General features: G+C 61.0%; 18 protein-coding genes and 1 pseudogene. 14 read left to right on the plus strand and 5 right to left on the minus strand.

Annotated elements, in window-relative coordinates:
* Window positions 1–5: 5 nt before the first annotated feature.
* Window positions 6–680 (minus strand): DNA repair protein RadC, encoded by a 675-nt coding sequence (gene radC / locus C4J85_RS26600; protein ID WP_124368817.1) that lies wholly within the window; start codon window positions 678–680, stop codon window positions 6–8.
* A gap of 154 nt (window positions 681–834) precedes the next feature.
* Here radC and coaBC point away from each other — a divergent pair, with 154 nt between their 5' ends.
* The 4 genes and pseudogenes from coaBC to argB all read left to right on the plus strand — a co-directional run bounded on the left by coaBC (window position 835) and on the right by argB (window position 5090).
* Complete coding sequence (gene coaBC, locus C4J85_RS26605) at window positions 835–2043, plus strand: bifunctional phosphopantothenoylcysteine decarboxylase/phosphopantothenate--cysteine ligase CoaBC (RefSeq protein WP_124411078.1); 1209 nt, start codon at window positions 835–837, stop codon at window positions 2041–2043.
* A gap of 5 nt (window positions 2044–2048) precedes the next feature.
* Window positions 2049–2504: a dUTP diphosphatase gene (gene dut, locus C4J85_RS26610; RefSeq protein ID WP_124368818.1), complete on the plus strand. Its 456-nt coding sequence runs from the start codon at window positions 2049–2051 to the stop codon at window positions 2502–2504.
* Window positions 2505–2761: 257 nt separating this feature from the next.
* Window positions 2762–4165: pseudogene (locus C4J85_RS26620) on the plus strand (phosphomannomutase/phosphoglucomutase); the annotation flags it as partial.
* Window positions 4166–4184: 19 nt separating this feature from the next.
* On the plus strand, window positions 4185–5090 hold the full coding sequence (gene argB, locus C4J85_RS26625) for an acetylglutamate kinase (protein WP_124372285.1): 906 nt from the start codon (window positions 4185–4187) through the stop codon (window positions 5088–5090).
* 154 nt (window positions 5091–5244) lie between these two features.
* On the opposite strand, the gene pyrE is transcribed toward argB, so the two are convergent.
* Complete coding sequence (gene pyrE / locus C4J85_RS26630; protein WP_003195489.1) at window positions 5245–5889, minus strand: orotate phosphoribosyltransferase; 645 nt, start codon at window positions 5887–5889, stop codon at window positions 5245–5247.
* 82 nt (window positions 5890–5971) lie between these two features.
* Here pyrE and C4J85_RS26635 point away from each other — a divergent pair, with 82 nt between their 5' ends.
* Window positions 5972–6751, plus strand: coding sequence for an exodeoxyribonuclease III (locus tag C4J85_RS26635; RefSeq protein WP_003195493.1), 780 nt, complete (start codon window positions 5972–5974; stop codon window positions 6749–6751).
* Window positions 6752–6810: 59 nt separating this feature from the next.
* On the opposite strand, the gene C4J85_RS26640 is transcribed toward C4J85_RS26635, so the two are convergent.
* Window positions 6811–7182: a DUF4870 domain-containing protein gene (locus C4J85_RS26640; protein WP_124364976.1), complete on the minus strand. Its 372-nt coding sequence runs from the start codon at window positions 7180–7182 to the stop codon at window positions 6811–6813.
* Window positions 7183–7204: 22 nt separating this feature from the next.
* The gene (gene rph, locus C4J85_RS26645) at window positions 7205–7927 is read right to left on the minus strand and encodes a ribonuclease PH (RefSeq protein WP_124411079.1); all 723 of its coding nucleotides are present in this window, start codon (window positions 7925–7927) and stop codon (window positions 7205–7207) included.
* Between the two features lie 184 nt (window positions 7928–8111).
* Here rph and C4J85_RS26650 point away from each other — a divergent pair, with 184 nt between their 5' ends.
* From C4J85_RS26650 to C4J85_RS26675, 6 genes are all read left to right on the plus strand, one after another.
* Complete coding sequence (locus tag C4J85_RS26650; RefSeq protein WP_124411080.1) at window positions 8112–8975, plus strand: YicC/YloC family endoribonuclease; 864 nt, start codon at window positions 8112–8114, stop codon at window positions 8973–8975.
* Window positions 8976–8985: 10 nt separating this feature from the next.
* Window positions 8986–9606, plus strand: a complete 621-nt coding sequence (gene gmk, locus C4J85_RS26655; protein WP_003213284.1) for a guanylate kinase — start codon at window positions 8986–8988, stop codon at window positions 9604–9606.
* A 167-nt stretch (window positions 9607–9773) separates the two neighbouring features.
* The gene (gene rpoZ, locus C4J85_RS26660) at window positions 9774–10037 is read left to right on the plus strand and encodes a DNA-directed RNA polymerase subunit omega (RefSeq protein WP_003176920.1); all 264 of its coding nucleotides are present in this window, start codon (window positions 9774–9776) and stop codon (window positions 10035–10037) included.
* 60 nt (window positions 10038–10097) lie between these two features.
* On the plus strand, window positions 10098–12203 hold the full coding sequence (spoT, locus tag C4J85_RS26665) for a bifunctional GTP diphosphokinase/guanosine-3',5'-bis pyrophosphate 3'-pyrophosphohydrolase (protein ID WP_124364979.1): 2106 nt from the start codon (window positions 10098–10100) through the stop codon (window positions 12201–12203).
* A 39-nt stretch (window positions 12204–12242) separates the two neighbouring features.
* The gene (locus C4J85_RS26670; RefSeq protein ID WP_003176922.1) at window positions 12243–12623 is read left to right on the plus strand and encodes a RidA family protein; all 381 of its coding nucleotides are present in this window, start codon (window positions 12243–12245) and stop codon (window positions 12621–12623) included.
* A 56-nt stretch (window positions 12624–12679) separates the two neighbouring features.
* Window positions 12680–13423 (plus strand): hypothetical protein, encoded by a 744-nt coding sequence (locus C4J85_RS26675; protein ID WP_124411081.1) that lies wholly within the window; start codon window positions 12680–12682, stop codon window positions 13421–13423.
* A 648-nt stretch (window positions 13424–14071) separates the two neighbouring features.
* Here the strand turns inward: C4J85_RS26675 and C4J85_RS26680 are convergent.
* A complete protein-coding gene (locus C4J85_RS26680; RefSeq protein WP_124411082.1) occupies window positions 14072–14923 on the minus strand; it encodes an SDR family oxidoreductase in 852 nt (283 codons plus the stop codon).
* 189 nt (window positions 14924–15112) lie between these two features.
* Here C4J85_RS26680 and exbB point away from each other — a divergent pair, with 189 nt between their 5' ends.
* The 3 genes from exbB to C4J85_RS26695 are packed head-to-tail and all read left to right on the plus strand — an operon-like array spanning window position 15113 to window position 17256.
* A complete protein-coding gene (gene exbB / locus C4J85_RS26685; RefSeq protein WP_124411083.1) occupies window positions 15113–16081 on the plus strand; it encodes a tonB-system energizer ExbB in 969 nt (322 codons plus the stop codon).
* Between the two features lie 6 nt (window positions 16082–16087).
* Window positions 16088–16513, plus strand: a complete 426-nt coding sequence (gene exbD / locus C4J85_RS26690; RefSeq protein ID WP_003195519.1) for a TonB system transport protein ExbD — start codon at window positions 16088–16090, stop codon at window positions 16511–16513.
* Complete coding sequence (locus C4J85_RS26695; RefSeq protein WP_124411084.1) at window positions 16510–17256, plus strand: energy transducer TonB; 747 nt, start codon at window positions 16510–16512, stop codon at window positions 17254–17256. Before exbD ends, C4J85_RS26695 begins: the two co-directional genes overlap by 4 nt.
* Window positions 17257–17299 lie beyond the last annotated feature (43 nt).

The following is a 17299-nucleotide window of genomic DNA, read 5'->3' on the forward strand; positions in this document are numbered from 1 at the left end:
CCCCTCTACATCCATCCATATTCCGCCATCGACAACGGATCACCATCGCCCACGATGATGTGATCCAGCACCCGCACGTCCACCATTTCCAAGGCCTTCTGGAGAACTTTGGTCAACTTCCGATCAGCGGCGCTTGGATCCGCGCTTCCCGAAGGATGGTTGTGGCACAGGATCAATGCCGCCGCGTTGTACGCCAGCGCGCGCTTGACCACTTGCCGGGGATAGACCACAGCGGTATCGATAGTGCCGTGGGACAGCGCTTCGAAACCCAGCACTCGATGTTTGGAGTCGAGAAACAGGCAGCCAAACACCTCGTGAGTTTCATGACGCAGCAGCGCCTTGAGGTATTCGCGCACGGCCAGCGGACTCTCCAGCACCGAATCGTTGCGCAGGCGCTCGGCCATATGGCGCCGGGACATTTCCAGCACCGCCTGCAACTGGGCAAACTTCGCCGGCCCCAGGCCCAACTGCTGATTGAACAGCGCCTGGCTGGCTTCCAGCAGCGGGCGCAGGCCGCCGAATTGCGCCAATAAATGGCGCGCCAGGTCCACCGCACTCCTGCCAGACACTCCGGTGCGCAGGAAGATCGCCAGCAATTCGGCATCGGACAGACTGGCCGCGCCCCACTCCAAAAGCTTCTCTCGCGGCCGCTCGGCAGCAGGCCAATCGCGAATACTCATCCCACCTCCTCTCCATGATGTACGCCGCATGCGCCGCTGTTGCCAGACGGACGCTGTGTTATCGTAGGCCCTCTTTTTTGCATGCGATTTCACCTGGGGAGGGGTCATCGCAGGCGTCACTGAACTGGCTTCACTGAACTGGAAAGGCAAACCAATGCAGCGTCTGTATCGGAAACGCATCGTTCTCGGCGTCGGCGGCGGCATTGCCGCCTACAAGAGCGCAGAGCTGGTTCGCAGGCTCCTGGACCAAGGCGCCGAAGTGCGCGTGGTCATGACCCGTGGTGGCAGTGAGTTCATCACCCCGCTGACCATGCAGGCCTTGTCCGGCCACCCGGTTCACCTGGACCTGCTGGACCCGGCGGCCGAAGCCGCCATGGGCCATATCGAACTGGCCAAATGGGCCGACCTTGTACTGATCGCCCCGGCCACCGCCGACCTGATCGCGCGCCTGGCCCAGGGCATCGCCGATGACCTGCTGACCACCCTGGTACTGGCCACCGACGCCACCGTCGCCATCGCCCCGGCGATGAACCAGGCCATGTGGCGCGACCCGGCCACCCAGGCCAACACCCAGCTTTTGCAAAACCGTGGCCTCAAGGTCTTCGGCCCGGCGTCCGGCAGCCAGGCCTGCGGCGACGTCGGCATGGGCCGCATGCTCGAGGCCACCGACCTGGCGCTGTGCGCTGCCGAGTGCTTCCAGCACCTGGCCCTGACCGGCAAACATGTACTGATCACCGCTGGCCCGACCCAGGAAAACATCGACCCGGTGCGCTACATCACCAACCATAGCTCAGGAAAAATGGGCTTTGCCCTGGCTGAAGCTGCGGTTGAGGCAGGCGCACGTGTCACCCTGATCACCGGCCCGGTGCATCTGCCGACACCTGATCGGGTGACGCGAATCGACGTAGTCAGCGCCCGGGACATGCTGGCGGCCTGTGAGGCTGCCATTCCGTGCGACCTGTTCATCGCCTCGGCAGCGGTTGCAGACTACCGACCGGAAGTCGTTGCGCCGCAAAAGCTCAAGAAAGACCCTACAAGCGGTGATGGCCTGCTCCTGCAAATGGTGCGCAACCCGGACATCCTGGCCACCATCGCTACCCGTCCGGATCGTCCGTTCAGCGTCGGCTTCGCCGCCGAGACCGAACATTTGCTGGACTACGCCGCACGCAAATTGAAAGACAAAAACCTTGATCTGATCGTTGCCAATGATGTCGCCAACCCGAGCATCGGCTTCAACAGCGAGGAAAATGCCATCAGCGTGATCGACCGCGAGTTGCACGCCACCGTTTTCGCCCAGACCAGCAAGGGCAAGATTGCCCGCCAACTGATCTCTTTTATCGCCCAACGGCTGAACCAGGTTTAATGTCCATGCACGCTTTGCAAGCCAAGATCCTCGACCCCCGCATCGGTAGCGAATTTCCACTGCCGGCCTACGCTACCCCAGGCTCCGCTGGCCTGGACCTGCGCGCCATGCTCAAGCAAGACACTGTCCTCGAGCCGGGCCAGACCCTTCTGATCCCCACCGGCCTGTCGATCTACGTCGGCGACCCAGGCCTGGCAGCCCTGATCCTGCCGCGCTCCGGCCTGGGCCACAAACACGGCATCGTGCTGGGCAATCTGGTGGGCCTGATCGACTCCGACTACCAGGGCGAGTTGATGGTGTCGTGCTGGAACCGCGGCCAGACCGCGTTCAACATTGCTGTCGGCGAGCGTATTGCCCAACTGGTGCTGGTGCCGGTGGTACAGGCTCATTTCGAACTGGTGCAGGAATTCGACGAAACCCAGCGCGGCGCCGGCGGTTTCGGGCATTCCGGCAGCCACTGACTAAGCTGAACCTGGCCGGATGCGATTGTTCGGCCAGACGCCACCGCCCGGCTTTTCAGGATGAAGAATACGCACACGGCATCAGCGATTTTTCTACAATAAAATCAAATGATTACGTACAAATAAGCACGCCGCCGAAGCTCCGATGGCACTTTTACACCACGAACTCTCTGCCGAAAACGCCGTCATACCCTTCAGTTTGAGCCTGCCGGCCAGCCACACCAGGCCAGCCTTGCCCCCTTTCAGATGGAGTTCTTCCCGCGATGAGTACCGCAGCCCGTGTAGCCCCGACTTTTCCCGACAGCATCTTTCGTGCCTACGACATTCGTGGCGTGGTGCCCAAAACCCTGACCGCCGAAACCGCCTACTGGATCGGCCGCGCCATCGGCGCGCAGAGCCTGGCCCAGGGCGAGCCGAATGTTTCGGTGGGCCGTGACGGCCGCCTGTCCGGCCCGGAGTTGGTGGAGCAACTGATCCAGGGCCTGGCAGACAGCGGTTGCCATGTCAGCGACGTCGGGCTGGTGCCCACGCCTGCGTTGTACTACGCCGCCAACGTGCTGGCCGGTAAATCCGGCGTCATGCTTACCGGCAGCCACAACCCGTCGGACTACAACGGTTTCAAGATCGTGATCGCCGGCGACACCCTCGCCAACGAACAGATCCAGGCCCTGCACACGCGCCTGAAAACCAACGACCTGACCAGCGGCACCGGCAGCATTACCAAGGTCGATATCCTGCAGCGCTACTCCGACGAAATCACCCGCGACGTCAAGCTCGACCGCCGCCTGAAAGTGGTGGTGGACTGCGGCAACGGCGCGGCTGGGGTGATCGCACCGCAATTGCTCGAAGCCCTGAACTGTGAAGTGATCCCGCTGTTCTGCGAGGTCGATGGCAACTTCCCCAACCATCACCCGGACCCAGGCAAGCCTGAAAACCTGGTGGACCTGATCGCCAAGGTCAAGGAAGTGGGCGCCGACGTGGGCCTGGCCTTCGACGGCGACGGCGACCGTGTAGGGGTGGTGACCGAAACCGGCGAGATCGTGTACCCGGACCGCCTGTTGATGCTGTTTGCCCGTGACGTGGTGGCGCGCAATGCCAACGCCGAAATCATCTTCGACGTTAAGTGCACCCGCCGCCTCACGCCGCTGATCAAGGAATACGGCGGTCGCCCGCTGATGTGGAAGACCGGACATTCGTTGATCAAAAAGAAAATGAAGGAAACCGGCGCCTTGCTGGCCGGCGAAATGAGCGGTCACGTGTTCTTCAAGGAGCGCTGGTTCGGTTTCGACGACGGCATTTACAGCGCTGCGCGCCTGCTGGAGATCCTCAGCAAGGAAAAATCCACGGCGCAAGAGCTGTTTCAGACTTTCCCCAACGATATTTCTACGCCAGAGATCAATATCCATGTGACCGAGGAGAGCAAATTCAGCATCATTGACGCACTGCACGATGCGCAATGGGGTGAAGGCGCCAACCTGACCACCATTGATGGTGTGCGAGTCGATTACGCCAAAGGCTGGGGCCTGGTTCGCGCGTCCAACACCACACCGGTGCTGGTGCTGCGCTTCGAGGCGGATACCGAGGCTGAGTTGCAGCGCATCAAGGACGTCTTCCACGTCCAGTTGAAACGTGTTGCCCCTGATCTCCAATTACCGTTCTGATTTTTTACCGGAGCCCTGAATGACCCTCGAACGCGAAGCCGCTGCCAACACCGCCAAGGTCCTGTCCGAAGCGTTGCCTTACATTCGACGCTACGTCGGCAAGACGCTGGTGATCAAGTACGGCGGCAATGCCATGGAAAGCGACGAGCTGAAAACCGGCTTTGCCCGCGACATCGTGATGATGAAAGCCGTGGGGATCAACCCGGTTGTCGTCCACGGTGGTGGACCGCAAATCGGCGATCTGCTCAAGCGCTTGTCGATCGAGAGTCACTTCATCGATGGCATGCGCGTCACTGACGCGCAGACCATGGACGTGGTGGAGATGGTGCTCGGTGGCCAGGTCAACAAAGACATCGTCAACCTGATCAACCGCCACGGCGGCAGCGCCATCGGCCTGACCGGCAAGGATGCGGAACTGATCCGCGCGAAAAAACTGACCGTGACCCGTCAGACGCCGGAGATGACCCAGCCGGAAATCATCGACATCGGCCAGGTGGGGGAAGTGATCGGCATCAACACCGATCTGCTCAACCTGCTGGTCAAGGGTGACTTCATCCCGGTGATCGCGCCCATCGGCGTGGGCGTCAACGGTGAGTCCTATAACATCAACGCCGACCTGGTGGCAGGCAAAGTGGCTGAGGCGCTGAAGGCTGAAAAGCTGATGCTGCTGACCAACATCGCCGGCCTGATGGACAAGCAAGGCAAGGTGTTGACCGGCCTGACTACGCAACAAGTCGACGAACTGATCGCCGATGGCACCATCTATGGCGGCATGCTGCCGAAAATCCGCTGCGCGCTGGAAGCCGTGCAAGGCGGCGTCGGCAGCTCGCTGATCCTCGACGGCCGGGTGCCAAATGCAATCCTGCTGGAAATCTTTACCGATACCGGTGTGGGTACGTTGATCAGCAATCGCAAGCGTTCTTAAAGACTAAAAAGCCCCACCCTCCTGTAGGAGCGAGCTTGCTCGCGAAGAACGTTAACGATGACGCGTTTATTCTGGATAAACGCGGCGCCTTCAAGTTTTTCGCGAGCAAGCTCGCTCCTACAGGAGGGTAGGGCATTTTATTGTGCAGCGATTATCAGACGCCAAACTGCTCGCGATACGCCCGCACCGCCGGCAAGTGCTGCTTGAGCTGCGGATCATCTTCCAGGAACTGCAACACCTGGTTCAACGACACAATGCTCACCACCGGAATGCCGAAATCACGCTCCACTTCCTGGATCGCCGACAACTCGCCGTTGCCACGCTCCTGGCGGTTCAGGGCGATCAGCACACCCGCGGCCTTGGCGCCGTCCTGGGAAGCGATGATCTGCATCACTTCGCGGATGGCAGTGCCGGCGGTAATCACGTCATCGATGATCAGCACATCGCCCGTGAGCGGCGCGCCCACCAGGCTGCCGCCTTCGCCGTGGGCCTTGGCTTCCTTGCGGTTGAAGCACCACGGCAGGTCCTGCCCGTGATGTTCCGCCAGCGCCACCGCGGTAGCCGCAGCCAGGGGAATGCCCTTGTAGGCCGGGCCAAACAGTACGTCGAAGGAAATACCGCTTTCAACAATGGCCGCCGCGTAGAAACGCCCCAGTTGAGCCAGGGCCGAACCCGAGTTGAACAGGCCTGCATTGAAGAAATACGGGCTGGTGCGCCCGGACTTGAGGGTGAACTCACCGAAGCGCAAAACCCCGCGATCGATGGCAAAACGAATGAAATCGCGTTGATACGCCTGCATGAAAAAAGCCTCAGATACCACGGATTTAGCTAATTAGGTAGACGGCGTGTATCATACACGCACGCGATTTTTGGGGCCATTTATGCGGATCATCAGTGTGAACGTTAATGGTATTCAGGCTGCAGTCGAGCGTGGTTTGCTCAGTTGGCTGCAAGCACAGAATGCCGACGTCATCTGCCTGCAGGACACCCGCGCCTCCGCCTTTGAACTGGACGACCCAGCCTTCCAACTGGATGGCTACTTCCTTTATGCCTGCGATGCCGAAGTGCCCACCCAAGGTGGCGTGGCTTTGTACTCGCGGTTGCAACCCAAGGCGGTCATCAGCGGCCTCGGCTTCGAGACAGCCGACCGCTACGGGCGCTACCTGCAAGCCGATTTCGACAAGGTCAGCATCGCGACCTTGCTGCTTCCTTCGGGGCAGAACGGCGATGAAGACTTGAACCAGAAATTCAAGCTAATGGACGATTTCGCCCGTTATCTGGATAAACAGCGACGCAAACGTCGCGAGTACATTTATTGTGGCTCGCTGTACGTGGCGCAACAGAAGCTGGATATCAAGAACTGGCGCGACAGCCAGCAATCCCCGGGTTTCCTGGCGCCGGAACGGGCCTGGATGGACGAGATTGTCGGCAACATGGGCTATGTCGACGCCCTGCGCGAAGTCAGCCGCGAAGGCGACCAGTACAGCTGGTGGCCGGATAACGAACAGGCTGAAATGCTCAACCTGGGTTGGCGTTTCGACTACCAGCTGCTGACCCCGGGTCTGCGCCGGTTCGTACGCAGTGCCCGCTTGCCGCGCCAGCCGCGCTTCTCGCAGCACGCGCCACTGATCGTGGACTACGACTGGACCTTGACCATTTGAGGTCTTTTTCCAGGCACAAAAAAAACCGACAGCGATGTCGGTTTTTTTGTGGATGGCGATTATTTGACCAGACGCCAGGTCAGAGGATAGCGATAGGCGATCCCCTTGTTGGCCTTGATACTGCCGATGATGGTCAGCACCACCGTGGCAATCGCCAGGGCAATCATCAGGAAGAAACCAATCACTGCGAAGGCCAGCACGATGCAAGCGATCCAGGCGATGGCGACGGTGATCTGGAAATTCAGGGCTTCCTTGCCCTGATCATCAATAAACGCATCCTGCTCCTTCTTCATCTGCCACAGGATCAGTGGCCCCACAACGCTGCCGAAGGGGAACACGAATCCCAGAAACGCCGCGAGATGGCACAACATTGCCCCCTGCCGCACTTCGTAGGAAGGCGCAGGCACCGGCATTTGGCTGTTGTCATTCATGGCGTTTCTCCTTGAGACCGGCTCAGTCAGCCAGTGCGGCGTTCTGCAGTTCGAAAATTTCGGTCATGCCTTTCTGCGCCAGGGCCAGCATGGCGTTCAGCTCGGCCGGCTGGAATGGCGCGCCTTCGGCGGTGCCCTGCACTTCGATGAAACCACCGGTGCTGGTCATGACCACGTTCAGGTCAGTCTCGGCGGCCGAGTCTTCCAGGTAGTCCAGGTCCAACACCGGCTCGCCCTGGTACATGCCGACCGAGACGGCGGCGATCATTTGCTTGAGCGGGTCGCCGCCTTTGAGGCCGCCACGCTTCTTGATCACTTTCAATGCGTCAACCAGGGCCACCATGGCGCCGGTGATCGAGGCGGTGCGGGTGCCGCCGTCGGCCTGGATCACGTCGCAATCGACGTACAGGGTCACGTCGCCCAGCTTGGTCATGTCCAGGGCTGCGCGCAGGGAACGGCCGATCAGGCGCTGGATTTCCAGGGTACGTCCGCCCTGCTTGCCACGGCTGGCCTCACGCTGGTTACGCTCGCCAGTGGCGCGCGGCAGCATGCCGTATTCAGCGGTCAACCAACCCTGGCCCTGGCCTTTGAGGAAGCGCGGCACGCCGTTCTCGACGCTGACGGTGCAGATGACCTTGGTATCGCCAAACTCGACCAGTACGGACCCCTCGGCGTGTTTGGTGTAGTTGCGGGTGATGCGGATCGAGCGGAGCTGATCGGCAGCGCGACCACTTGGACGTTTCATAGGGAATACCTGTACTGAGGACGAAAAACTGCCGAGCATTATAGAGCCGCCAGCCGATTCGGGGCACTTCTTAAAATCCGGTTACGAATGCGCATGTTTGGGCGCCTCCTGCGCACTGCGCTACAATCCTGCGCCTTCTTAACCACCAGCCCGTGTTTGCGGGACTGTAACGCGAGGTACCTCCATGGTGCACAGCATGACCGCCTTCGCCCGCGTCGAAAAAGCCGGCACACAAGGCACCCTGAGCTGGGAACTGCGCTCGGTCAACAGCCGCTACCTGGAGCCGCATCTGCGCCTGCCGGAGTCGTTCCGCGACCTCGAGGGCGCCGTGCGTGAAGCGCTGCGCCAGGGCATTTCCCGCGGCAAGCTGGAATGCACCCTGCGCTTTACCGAAGAAACCACCGGCAAACCCTTGCAGGTCGACCGCGACCGCGCCGCGCAACTGGTGGCTGCCGCTGAAACCATCGCCAGCCTGATCAAGCAGCCGGCCGCGCTGAACCCCCTGGAAGTGCTGGCCTGGCCCGGCGTGCTGGTGGCCGACGCCACCGACCCGCAAGCCCTCAACGCCGAGGCCCTGGCCCTGTTCAACCTGGGCCTCAAGGAACTCAAGGCCGGCCGCGAGCGTGAAGGCGCCGAGCTGGCGCGGTTGATCAGCGAGCGCTTGAGCTCAATCGAAGAAGACGTCGTCACCCTGCGTGAGCTGGTGCCGCAGATGCTCGCCACCCAGCGCCAGAAGGTCCTGGACCGCTTCGCCGACATGAAGGCCGACCTCGACCCGGTGCGCCTGGAGCAGGAAATGGTCCTGCTGGCACAAAAGAGTGACGTCGCCGAAGAGCTCGATCGCCTGAGCACCCACATCCTCGAAGTGCGCCGGGTGCTCCAGTCCGGTGGTGCCGCCGGTCGGCGCCTGGACTTCCTGATGCAGGAACTCAACCGCGAAGCCAATACACTGGGCTCCAAAGCGTTCGATCCGCGCAGCACCACGGCTGCGGTCAACCTCAAAGTGTTGATCGAGCAAATGCGCGAACAAGTACAGAATATTGAGTAAGGCACCCTCCATGACCCACAGCACCGGCACCCTTTACATCATTTCCGCCCCTTCGGGCGCGGGCAAGAGCAGCCTGGTCAAGGCCCTGACCGACGCTGACGAGCAGATCCGCATCTCGGTTTCCCACACCACGCGCGCCATGCGCCCGGGTGAAGTGAACGGCGTGCACTATCACTTCGTCGAGCGTACCGAGTTCGTCAAGATGATCGAGCACGGTGACTTCCTGGAGCGCGCCGAAGTGTTCGGCAACCTCTATGGCACCTCGCAAAGCCATCTGCAGCAGACACTGGATGAAGGCCATGACCTGATTCTGGAAATCGACTGGCAGGGCGCCGAACAAGTGCGCCAGCTGATGCCCAAGGCGCGCTCGATCTTCATCCTGCCGCCCTCGCTTGAAGCCCTGCACCAGCGCCTGACCAACCGCGGCCAGGACAGCGACGAGATCATCGAGGGCCGCATGCGCGAAGCCGTCAGCGAAATGAGCCACTACGTCGACTACGACTACCTGATCATCAACGACGATTTTGCCCACGCGCTGGATGATTTAAAGGCGATTTTCCGCGCCAACCAGCTGCAGCAAAAGCGTCAACAGCAGCGTTTCGGCAAATTACTCGCCGAACTGCTCGGCTGATTGGCCCTTCCCAAAACCGCTGCAAGGGCTTTACATTGGCACTTGCAGCGGTTTTGCGAGGGTCTGCGAAAAATCAGCGCTTCCCTAAACGCTGGTGATTTTTTAAACTGCTCAGTCCGCTCGCCCAACCGGGCAGCGCGCATCTTGCATTCGCTCCGAGGAATACCATGGCCCGCGTAACCGTTGAAGACTGCCTAGAACACGTGGATAACCGCTTTGAGCTGGTCATGCTCTCTACCAAGCGTGCCCGTCAACTGGCCACTGGCGGCAAAGAGCCCCTGGTCCAGTGGGAAAACGACAAGCCTACCGTTGTAGCCCTGCGTGAAATCGCAGAAGGCCTGATGAGCTATGAGTTCATCGCCAACGCTGAAATCGTTGAAGACGAACCGCTGTTCGCAGCGTTCGAGGACGAGTCCAACGAGGCCGTCTAAGCCTATGCCTGGTCGACGTAGCACGGCGCGGGGTCACAGCCTTCGGCAGGAGTTCACACTTTGCCGAGCATAGACGCCCTCGCCGATCGCTTATCGGCCTACCTCGGCCCCGACCAGGTCAACCTGGTCCGCCGAGCGTATTTCTACGCCGAACAAGCTCACGATGGCCAACGCCGTCGTAGTGGCGAAGCGTATGTCACCCATCCTCTTGCCGTGGCAAACATTCTTGCCGACATGCACATGGACCATCAGAGTTTGATGGCCGCGATGCTGCATGACGTGATCGAAGACACCGGCATCGCCAAGGAAGCGCTCAGCGCGCAATTTGGCGAAACCGTGGCCGAGCTGGTCGACGGGGTCAGCAAACTGACCCAGATGAACTTCGAGACCAAGGCCGAAGCCCAGGCGGAAAACTTCCAGAAGATGGCCATGGCCATGGCCCGCGATATCCGCGTGATCCTGGTCAAGCTGGCCGACCGGCTGCACAACATGCGCACGCTGGAAGTGCTCTCCGGCGAAAAACGCCGGCGAATCGCCAAGGAAACCCTGGAAATCTATGCGCCCATCGCCAACCGGCTGGGCATGCACGCCATTCGTATCGAGTTCGAAGACCTCGGTTTCAAGGCCATGCACCCGATGCGCTCTGCGCGCATCTACCAGGCGGTCAAGCGCGCCCGGGGCAACCGCAAGGAAATCGTTAACAAGATCGAAGAGTCCCTGAGCCATTGCCTGGCGATCGACGAGATCGAAGGCGAAGTCAGCGGACGGCAGAAACACATCTACGGCATCTACAAGAAGATGCGCGGCAAGCGTCGGGCCTTCAACGAGATCATGGACGTGTATGCGTTCCGGATCATCGTCGACAAGGTCGACACCTGCTACCGCGTACTGGGCGCTGTACATAATTTGTACAAACCGCTGCCGGGGCGCTTCAAGGACTACATCGCGATTCCCAAGGCCAACGGCTACCAGTCGCTGCATACCACGCTGTTCGGTATGCACGGCGTGCCGATCGAGATCCAGATCCGCACCCGCGAAATGGAAGAGATGGCCAACAACGGCATCGCTGCCCATTGGCTGTACAAATCCAGCGGCGATGAGCAGCCCAAAGGCACCCATGCCCGTGCCCGCCAGTGGGTCAAGGGCGTGCTGGAGATGCAGCAACGTGCCGGCAACTCCCTGGAGTTCATCGAAAGCGTGAAGATCGACCTGTTCCCGGACGAGGTCTACGTGTTCACGCCCAAAGGCCGGATCATGGAGCTGCCCAAAGGCTCCACGGCGGTCGACTTTGCCTACGCCGTGCATACCGATGTGGGCAACAGCTGCATCGCCTGTCGGATCAATCGTCGTCTCGCGCCGCTGTCCGAACCGCTGCAAAGCGGTTCCACGGTGGAGATCGTCAGTGCCCCAGGCGCGCGGCCGAATCCAGCCTGGCTCAACTTCGTCGTGACCGGCAAGGCGCGTACGCATATCCGCCACGCTTTGAAACTGCAGCGGCGTTCCGAATCGATCAGCCTGGGCGAACGCCTGCTGAACAAGGTGCTCAACGGTTTTGACAGCGCCTTGGACAAGGTCCCGCAGGAGCGCGTGCAAGCGATGCTTCACGAGTACCGCCAGGAAACCATCGAGGACCTGCTCGAAGACATCGGCCTGGGCAACCGCATGGCCTACGTGGTTGCACGCCGCCTGCTCGGCGAAGGCGAACAGCTGCCGAGCCCCGAAGGCCCGCTGGCGATTCGCGGCACCGAGGGCCTGGTGCTCAGCTATGCCAAATGCTGCACTCCGATCCCGGGCGACCCGATTGTCGGCCACCTGTCGGCGGGCAAAGGCATGGTGGTGCACCTGGACAACTGCCGCAATATCAGCGAAATCCGGCACAACCCGGAAAAATGCATCCAGCTTTCGTGGGCCAAGGATGTCACCGGCGAATTCAATGTCGAGCTGCGCGTGGAGCTGGAGCACCAGCGTGGCTTGATCGCGCTGCTGGCCAGCAGCGTCAACGCGGCCGACGGCAATATCGAGAAAATCAGCATGGACGAACGCGATGGGCGCATCAGCGTGGTCCAGCTGGTGGTCAGCGTGCACGACCGCGTGCACCTGGCCCGCGTGATCAAGAAACTGCGTGCCTTGACCGGGGTGATTCGCATCACCCGCATGCGTGCGTAGTTCTTCAAACAAGCCATCGCCTATTACGAGGAGTCATTCATGACCAAGACAGTAATCACCAGCGACAAAGCCCCGGCCGCCATCGGTACGTATTCCCAGGCGATCAAGGCGGGCAATACCGTCTACATGTCCGGCCAGATCCCGCTGGACCCAAAGACCATGGAACTGGTGGAAGGCTTTGAAGCACAGACCGTACAGGTCTTCGAAAACCTCAAGTCCGTGGCTGAAGCGGCTGGCGGTTCGTTCAAAGACATCGTCAAGCTGAACATCTTCCTCACCGACCTGAGCCACTTCGCCAAGGTCAACGAGATCATGGGCAAGTACTTCGAACAGCCGTACCCAGCCCGCGCCGCCATCGGCGTCGCTGCCCTGCCAAAGGGCGCGCAGGTTGAAATGGACGCGATTCTGGTCATCGAGTAAAAGCACCCGGCGCAGCCTCAACCGCTGCGCCGACTTTGTTTCAGAAGGATTTAGTCATGCGCAAAGCGCTTATTGCCTCTTCGTTGCTCGCCTTGCTGCTCGGCGGCTGTGCCAGCAACCCTGCCAATCTGGATGTGAGCGGTACCTGGATCAACCAGGCCGCCATCGATGCGGCAGCCAAGGGCGGCCCTTTGCGTGAAGCCTTGCAGACCTTTGGCCCGAACCTCGAATGGGAGGTCAACACCAAGGCCTTGCAGGCACGTTACTACAACGGTTTTGAAGTGGCGGAAGGCAAGTTGCTGGCGCAAAAGCCCGGCGCCTGGAGCGTGGACTTCTACGGCAGCTCTGCCACCGAACTCAAGCGTAGAGGCAAAAAGCTGCTGCAGGTGGCCAACGACAACGAGCCTGAGCAACTGTTCACGCGCTCCAAGGACCCGGCTCCGGAGGGCGCGCCACTGGGCGCCAACTTCGAGCGGGCGCTTTATGCGGCGTACCTGGGCGGAGACTGGAAGATCACCGACGGTGTCGGTAATGGCGCCACGGTACAGTTCCAGGCCAACGGCAAAGTCGCCGGCCTGCCTGGCGCTGATCAGTATTCGCTGTGCCTGGCCGGGGATTGCGCCTCCATGAGCGGCGGCTACGACAGCCTCTGGCTGCAGGAGAATGGCGTGGGCAACCCGTGGATCTTTGCGCGCAAAGGCAAGCAGCTGGAAATCTTCCAGGCGATCAACACTGCGCAAGCCGATGAAGTGCCTTCCTTCACGCCTGGCCAGCGCCAGTGGTTGCTTGAAAAGCAATAACCGCTGCGACACAGATCCAAATGTGGGAGGGGGCTTGCCCCCGATAGCGTTTCTTCAGTCAACCTCTCTTTGGCTGACACACCGTTGTCGGGGCATAGGTATCTACACAACTTTGGCGTAGCCCTGAACCTGTGGCGAGGGAGCTTGCTCCCGTGGCGACCTGGCGGCCTATAGCTATCTGACTGATGCCGCGCGATCCAAATGTGGGAGGGGGCTTGCCCCCGATGGCGGCCTGACAGCCGACCAGGATGTTGGATCAAGGCGAGTACATATCCGTTGCTGCGGTAACGGCGGCTTAGGGTTCCGCCCTTACGGCGGCTCACTTTTGAAAAGCGCAAAAGTAAGCAAAACGCTCTTGCCCCACCACTCGGCACCTCGCCTAGGCTCGGTGTGCCCGTAATCCGACAGTGATTTGGGGGGCCGCCGCCACGCGCCATCCATGGCGCGGGGCGGCTAAACCGGCATCCCTGCCGGTTTACCCCCCAAATCACTGTCGAATTCCGGCCAGCGTGGTTTAACGGGGCGCCTAGATCAAAAGCAAGATCAAGAGCGGCTCGCTTCGCATCGTGGTTACCGTAGGGTGCTACAAAATTGTGTAGATACCTATGGTTATCGGGGGCAAGCCCCCTCCCACATTTTGTCCGTCGTTCAACCTTTCAAAATGGCTGCATAGCCTTCGCGATAAGTCGGATACGTCGGCTTCCAGCCCAGCGCCTTGATGCGCGCATTGCTGCACTGCTTGCTGCCCGCACGCCGCACACTGGCGTCCTGGGACCACTCCGTCACGCCCAGATACTCGCGCAACCAACCCACCACCTCGGCCAATGGCGCCGGCGCATCGTCGACCCCGATATAAACCTTGTCCAGCGAACCGCCCTGCTCCACATACCGCAACAAAAACGCCAACAAGCCCGCCGCGTCATCGGCGTGAATCCGGTTGCCATATAAAGGCGGGTCGACGGCTACGCGATAACCCTGCCGAACCTGTGTCAGCAGCCACTCGCGGCCCGGGCCATAAATGCCGGTCAGCCGCACGACGCTCGCGGGGATGCCACCATTGAGTGCCACTTGCTCGGCTTCGAGCATGACTTGGCCGGAATAACCCTTCGCCTGTGTTTCAGAGGTTTCGTCGACCCACTCGCCATTCTGCTGCCCATATACGCTGCTGCTGGACACAAACAGCAAATGCCTGGGCGCCTGGCCGTAATCGCCCAGCCACTCCAGCACATGCTGCAACCCTTGCACGTAGGCAGCGCGGTAACCGGCCTCATCGTGGTCGGTGGCCGCAGCGCAGTACACCAGGTAATCCACTCCGCCGATCGGCCAAGTGTCGGGACAGGCTTTATCGAACAGATCACCGGCGATGCCGATCACGCCGGCGGGAAGGCGCGAAATATCGCGGCGCAGGCCATGCACCTCCCAGCCTGCGGCCAGCAATTGGCTAGCCAGCCGACTACCCACATCGCCGCAACCGGCAATCACAACAGAAGGCGCAGACATCATAAAACTCCATTCTCAAAGGCGCAGATTAGCCGCGCGAGAGGATCAACGGCCAGTAAAAAGCGAAATAAAGTAACAGTGCCACTTTAGTTAACAAGAATTACTTGCAATAATAACCACCCATTTGTCCTCGACCCACAGGGGTCTGGCAGGACGATCACCCATTATTTTCTCTCAGGTCCGGCCAGCATGACACGTCATACAAACCCCGCTTCGCCAACCAAGCCTCACAGCCCATCCCGCGCCTGGCGTGCGATTGCTGCGATGCTGTTCAGCGTACTGCTGGCGCCGACCGCCGCCTTCGCTGATGCCACCGCACCGGCCACACCGGCCGCTGCCGAGCAGAATACCGCCACCCCGGCTGCCCCTGCCGCCGCGCCAACCGACCCGGCCCAGGCTGCAGCTCCTGCCGACGGCACTGGGGTAGTGCTGGAAGAAGACAACACCCTGGGCATGGCCCATGACCTGTCCCCGTGGGGCATGTACCAGAACGCCGACGTGGTGGTGAAAGCCGTGATGATCGGCCTGGCTATCGCCTCCATCATTACCTGGACCATCTGGATCGCCAAAGGCTTCGAGCTGCTGGGCGCCAAGCGTCGTCTGCGCACTGAAATCGTCCACTTGAAAAAGGCCGCCACCCTCAAGGAAGCCAGCGAGACGGCAACCAAGAAGGGCACACTGGCCAACACACTGGTGCACGATGCGTTGGAAGAAATGCGCCTGTCGGCCAACACCCGCGAAAAAGAAGGCATCAAGGAACGTGTAGCTTTCCGCCTGGAGCGCCTGGTTGCGGCCTGTGGTCGTAACATGAGCAGCGGCACCGGCGTGCTGGCGACCATCGGTTCCACCGCCCCCTTCGTCGGCCTGTTCGGTACCGTGTGGGGCATCATGAACAGCTTCATCGGCATCGCCAAAACCCAGACCACCAACCTCGCCGTGGTTGCTCCCGGCATCGCCGAAGCCCTGCTGGCTACGGCCCTGGGCCTGGTTGCCGCGATCCCAGCGGTGGTGATCTACAACGTCTTCGCCCGTTCGATCGCCGGCTACAAGGCCCAGGTATCGGACGCGTCGGCAGAAGTCCTGCTGTTGGTCAGCCGCGACCTCGATCACCTGCCTACCGAGCGCAGCTCGCAACCGCACATGGTGAAAGTGGGGTAATCGGCCATGGGCCTGCATTTGAATCAAGGCGACGACGAGCTCGTCGAGAACCACGAAATCAACGTCACGCCGTTTATCGACGTGATGCTGGTGCTGCTGATCATCTTCATGGTGGCAGCACCGTTGGCTACCGTGGACATCAAGGTTGACCTTCCCGCGTCCAGCGCCAAGCCGGCGCCACGCCCGGAGAAGCCGATTTTTCTCAGCGTGAAGGCCGACCAGCGCCTGTTCCTGGGCGAAGAAGAAGTCAAGGCTGAAACCCTGGGGCCGGTGCTCGATGCCAAGACCCAAGGCAAGAAAGACACGACCATCTTCTTCCAGGCCGACAAGGGCGTGGATTACGGCGACCTGATGAGCGTGATGGACGCCTTGCGGGCAGCCGGCTACCTCAAGGTAGGCCTGGTCGGACTTGAGACGGCAGCCAAGAAATGATCACGACGCGCCACAAACTGACGCGTTATGGCACCAGCCTCGCAGTCGTGCTGGGCGTGCATGCCGTCGCGATCATCATCGCGCTTAAATGGTCCGCGCCGCAGGCGATCCCGTTGCCTCCGGCCGCGATGGTCATCGACCTGGCGCCCCTGCCGGCGCCACCGCCGCCGCCTGCACCGCCCAAGGTCGTTGCGCCACCGCCACCACCGGTCGAAGAGCTGCCGCTGCCGAAGTTGGCAGAGGCGCCCAAGCCGACGATCCAGGTGCCTAAGCCGGTCAAGCCCAAACCCAAGCCACAACCGCCCAAGCCGGTGGAGAAAAAGCCCGAGCCGCCCAAGGAGAAACCTTCCGAGGAGCCACCGAGCGACACGCCGCCGAGCAACGCGCCTGCGCAGAAATCCGCCCAGCCCGCTCCCGGCCCGTCGGCGCAACAGCTTGCCGCCCAGGCCTCCTGGCAAAGCACCCTGCTGGCGCACCTGCAGAAGTACAAGAAGTACCCGCCGGGCGCCCAGCAACGTGGCAAGGAAGGCATGAACCGCTTGCGCTTCGTGGTCGACGGCGAAGGCAATGTGCTGTCCTACGAGTTGGAGGGCCGCTCCGGCAACGCCGACCTGGACCGCGCCACGCTGGAGATGATCCGCAAGGCTCAACCCCTGCCCAAACCACCGGCCGACCTGTTGAAAAACGGCAGTGTGGAGCTCGTCGCACCGTTCGTTTACAACATCGATAAACGTCGCCGCTAGCAGGGCAATGTGGAAGGGGGCTGGCTCCCTTCCACATTCAGCG

This window comes from Pseudomonas sp. R4-34-07 (genome assembly GCF_003852375.1).
Lineage (GTDB): Bacteria > Pseudomonadota > Gammaproteobacteria > Pseudomonadales > Pseudomonadaceae > Aquipseudomonas.

Coding starts and splice junctions, on each gene's coding strand:
- C4J85_RS26695 (WP_124411084.1), top strand. CDS start 16,510: ATGATCACGACGCGCCACAAACTGACGCGTTATGGCACCAGCCTCGCA.
- rph (WP_124411079.1), bottom strand. CDS start 7,927: ATGAAACGTCCAAGTGGTCGCGCTGCCGATCAGCTCCGCTCGATCCGC.
- dut (WP_124368818.1), top strand. CDS start 2,049: ATGCACGCTTTGCAAGCCAAGATCCTCGACCCCCGCATCGGTAGCGAA.
- rpoZ (WP_003176920.1), top strand. CDS start 9,774: ATGGCCCGCGTAACCGTTGAAGACTGCCTAGAACACGTGGATAACCGC.
- C4J85_RS26635 (WP_003195493.1), top strand. CDS start 5,972: ATGCGGATCATCAGTGTGAACGTTAATGGTATTCAGGCTGCAGTCGAG.
- exbD (WP_003195519.1), top strand. CDS start 16,088: ATGGGCCTGCATTTGAATCAAGGCGACGACGAGCTCGTCGAGAACCAC.
- C4J85_RS26640 (WP_124364976.1), bottom strand. CDS start 7,182: ATGAATGACAACAGCCAAATGCCGGTGCCTGCGCCTTCCTACGAAGTG.
- C4J85_RS26680 (WP_124411082.1), bottom strand. CDS start 14,923: ATGTCTGCGCCTTCTGTTGTGATTGCCGGTTGCGGCGATGTGGGTAGT.
- gmk (WP_003213284.1), top strand. CDS start 8,986: ATGACCCACAGCACCGGCACCCTTTACATCATTTCCGCCCCTTCGGGC.
- C4J85_RS26675 (WP_124411081.1), top strand. CDS start 12,680: ATGCGCAAAGCGCTTATTGCCTCTTCGTTGCTCGCCTTGCTGCTCGGC.
- coaBC (WP_124411078.1), top strand. CDS start 835: ATGCAGCGTCTGTATCGGAAACGCATCGTTCTCGGCGTCGGCGGCGGC.
- radC (WP_124368817.1), bottom strand. CDS start 680: ATGAGTATTCGCGATTGGCCTGCTGCCGAGCGGCCGCGAGAGAAGCTT.
- C4J85_RS26650 (WP_124411080.1), top strand. CDS start 8,112: ATGGTGCACAGCATGACCGCCTTCGCCCGCGTCGAAAAAGCCGGCACA.
- C4J85_RS26670 (WP_003176922.1), top strand. CDS start 12,243: ATGACCAAGACAGTAATCACCAGCGACAAAGCCCCGGCCGCCATCGGT.
- exbB (WP_124411083.1), top strand. CDS start 15,113: ATGACACGTCATACAAACCCCGCTTCGCCAACCAAGCCTCACAGCCCA.
- pyrE (WP_003195489.1), bottom strand. CDS start 5,889: ATGCAGGCGTATCAACGCGATTTCATTCGTTTTGCCATCGATCGCGGG.
- argB (WP_124372285.1), top strand. CDS start 4,185: ATGACCCTCGAACGCGAAGCCGCTGCCAACACCGCCAAGGTCCTGTCC.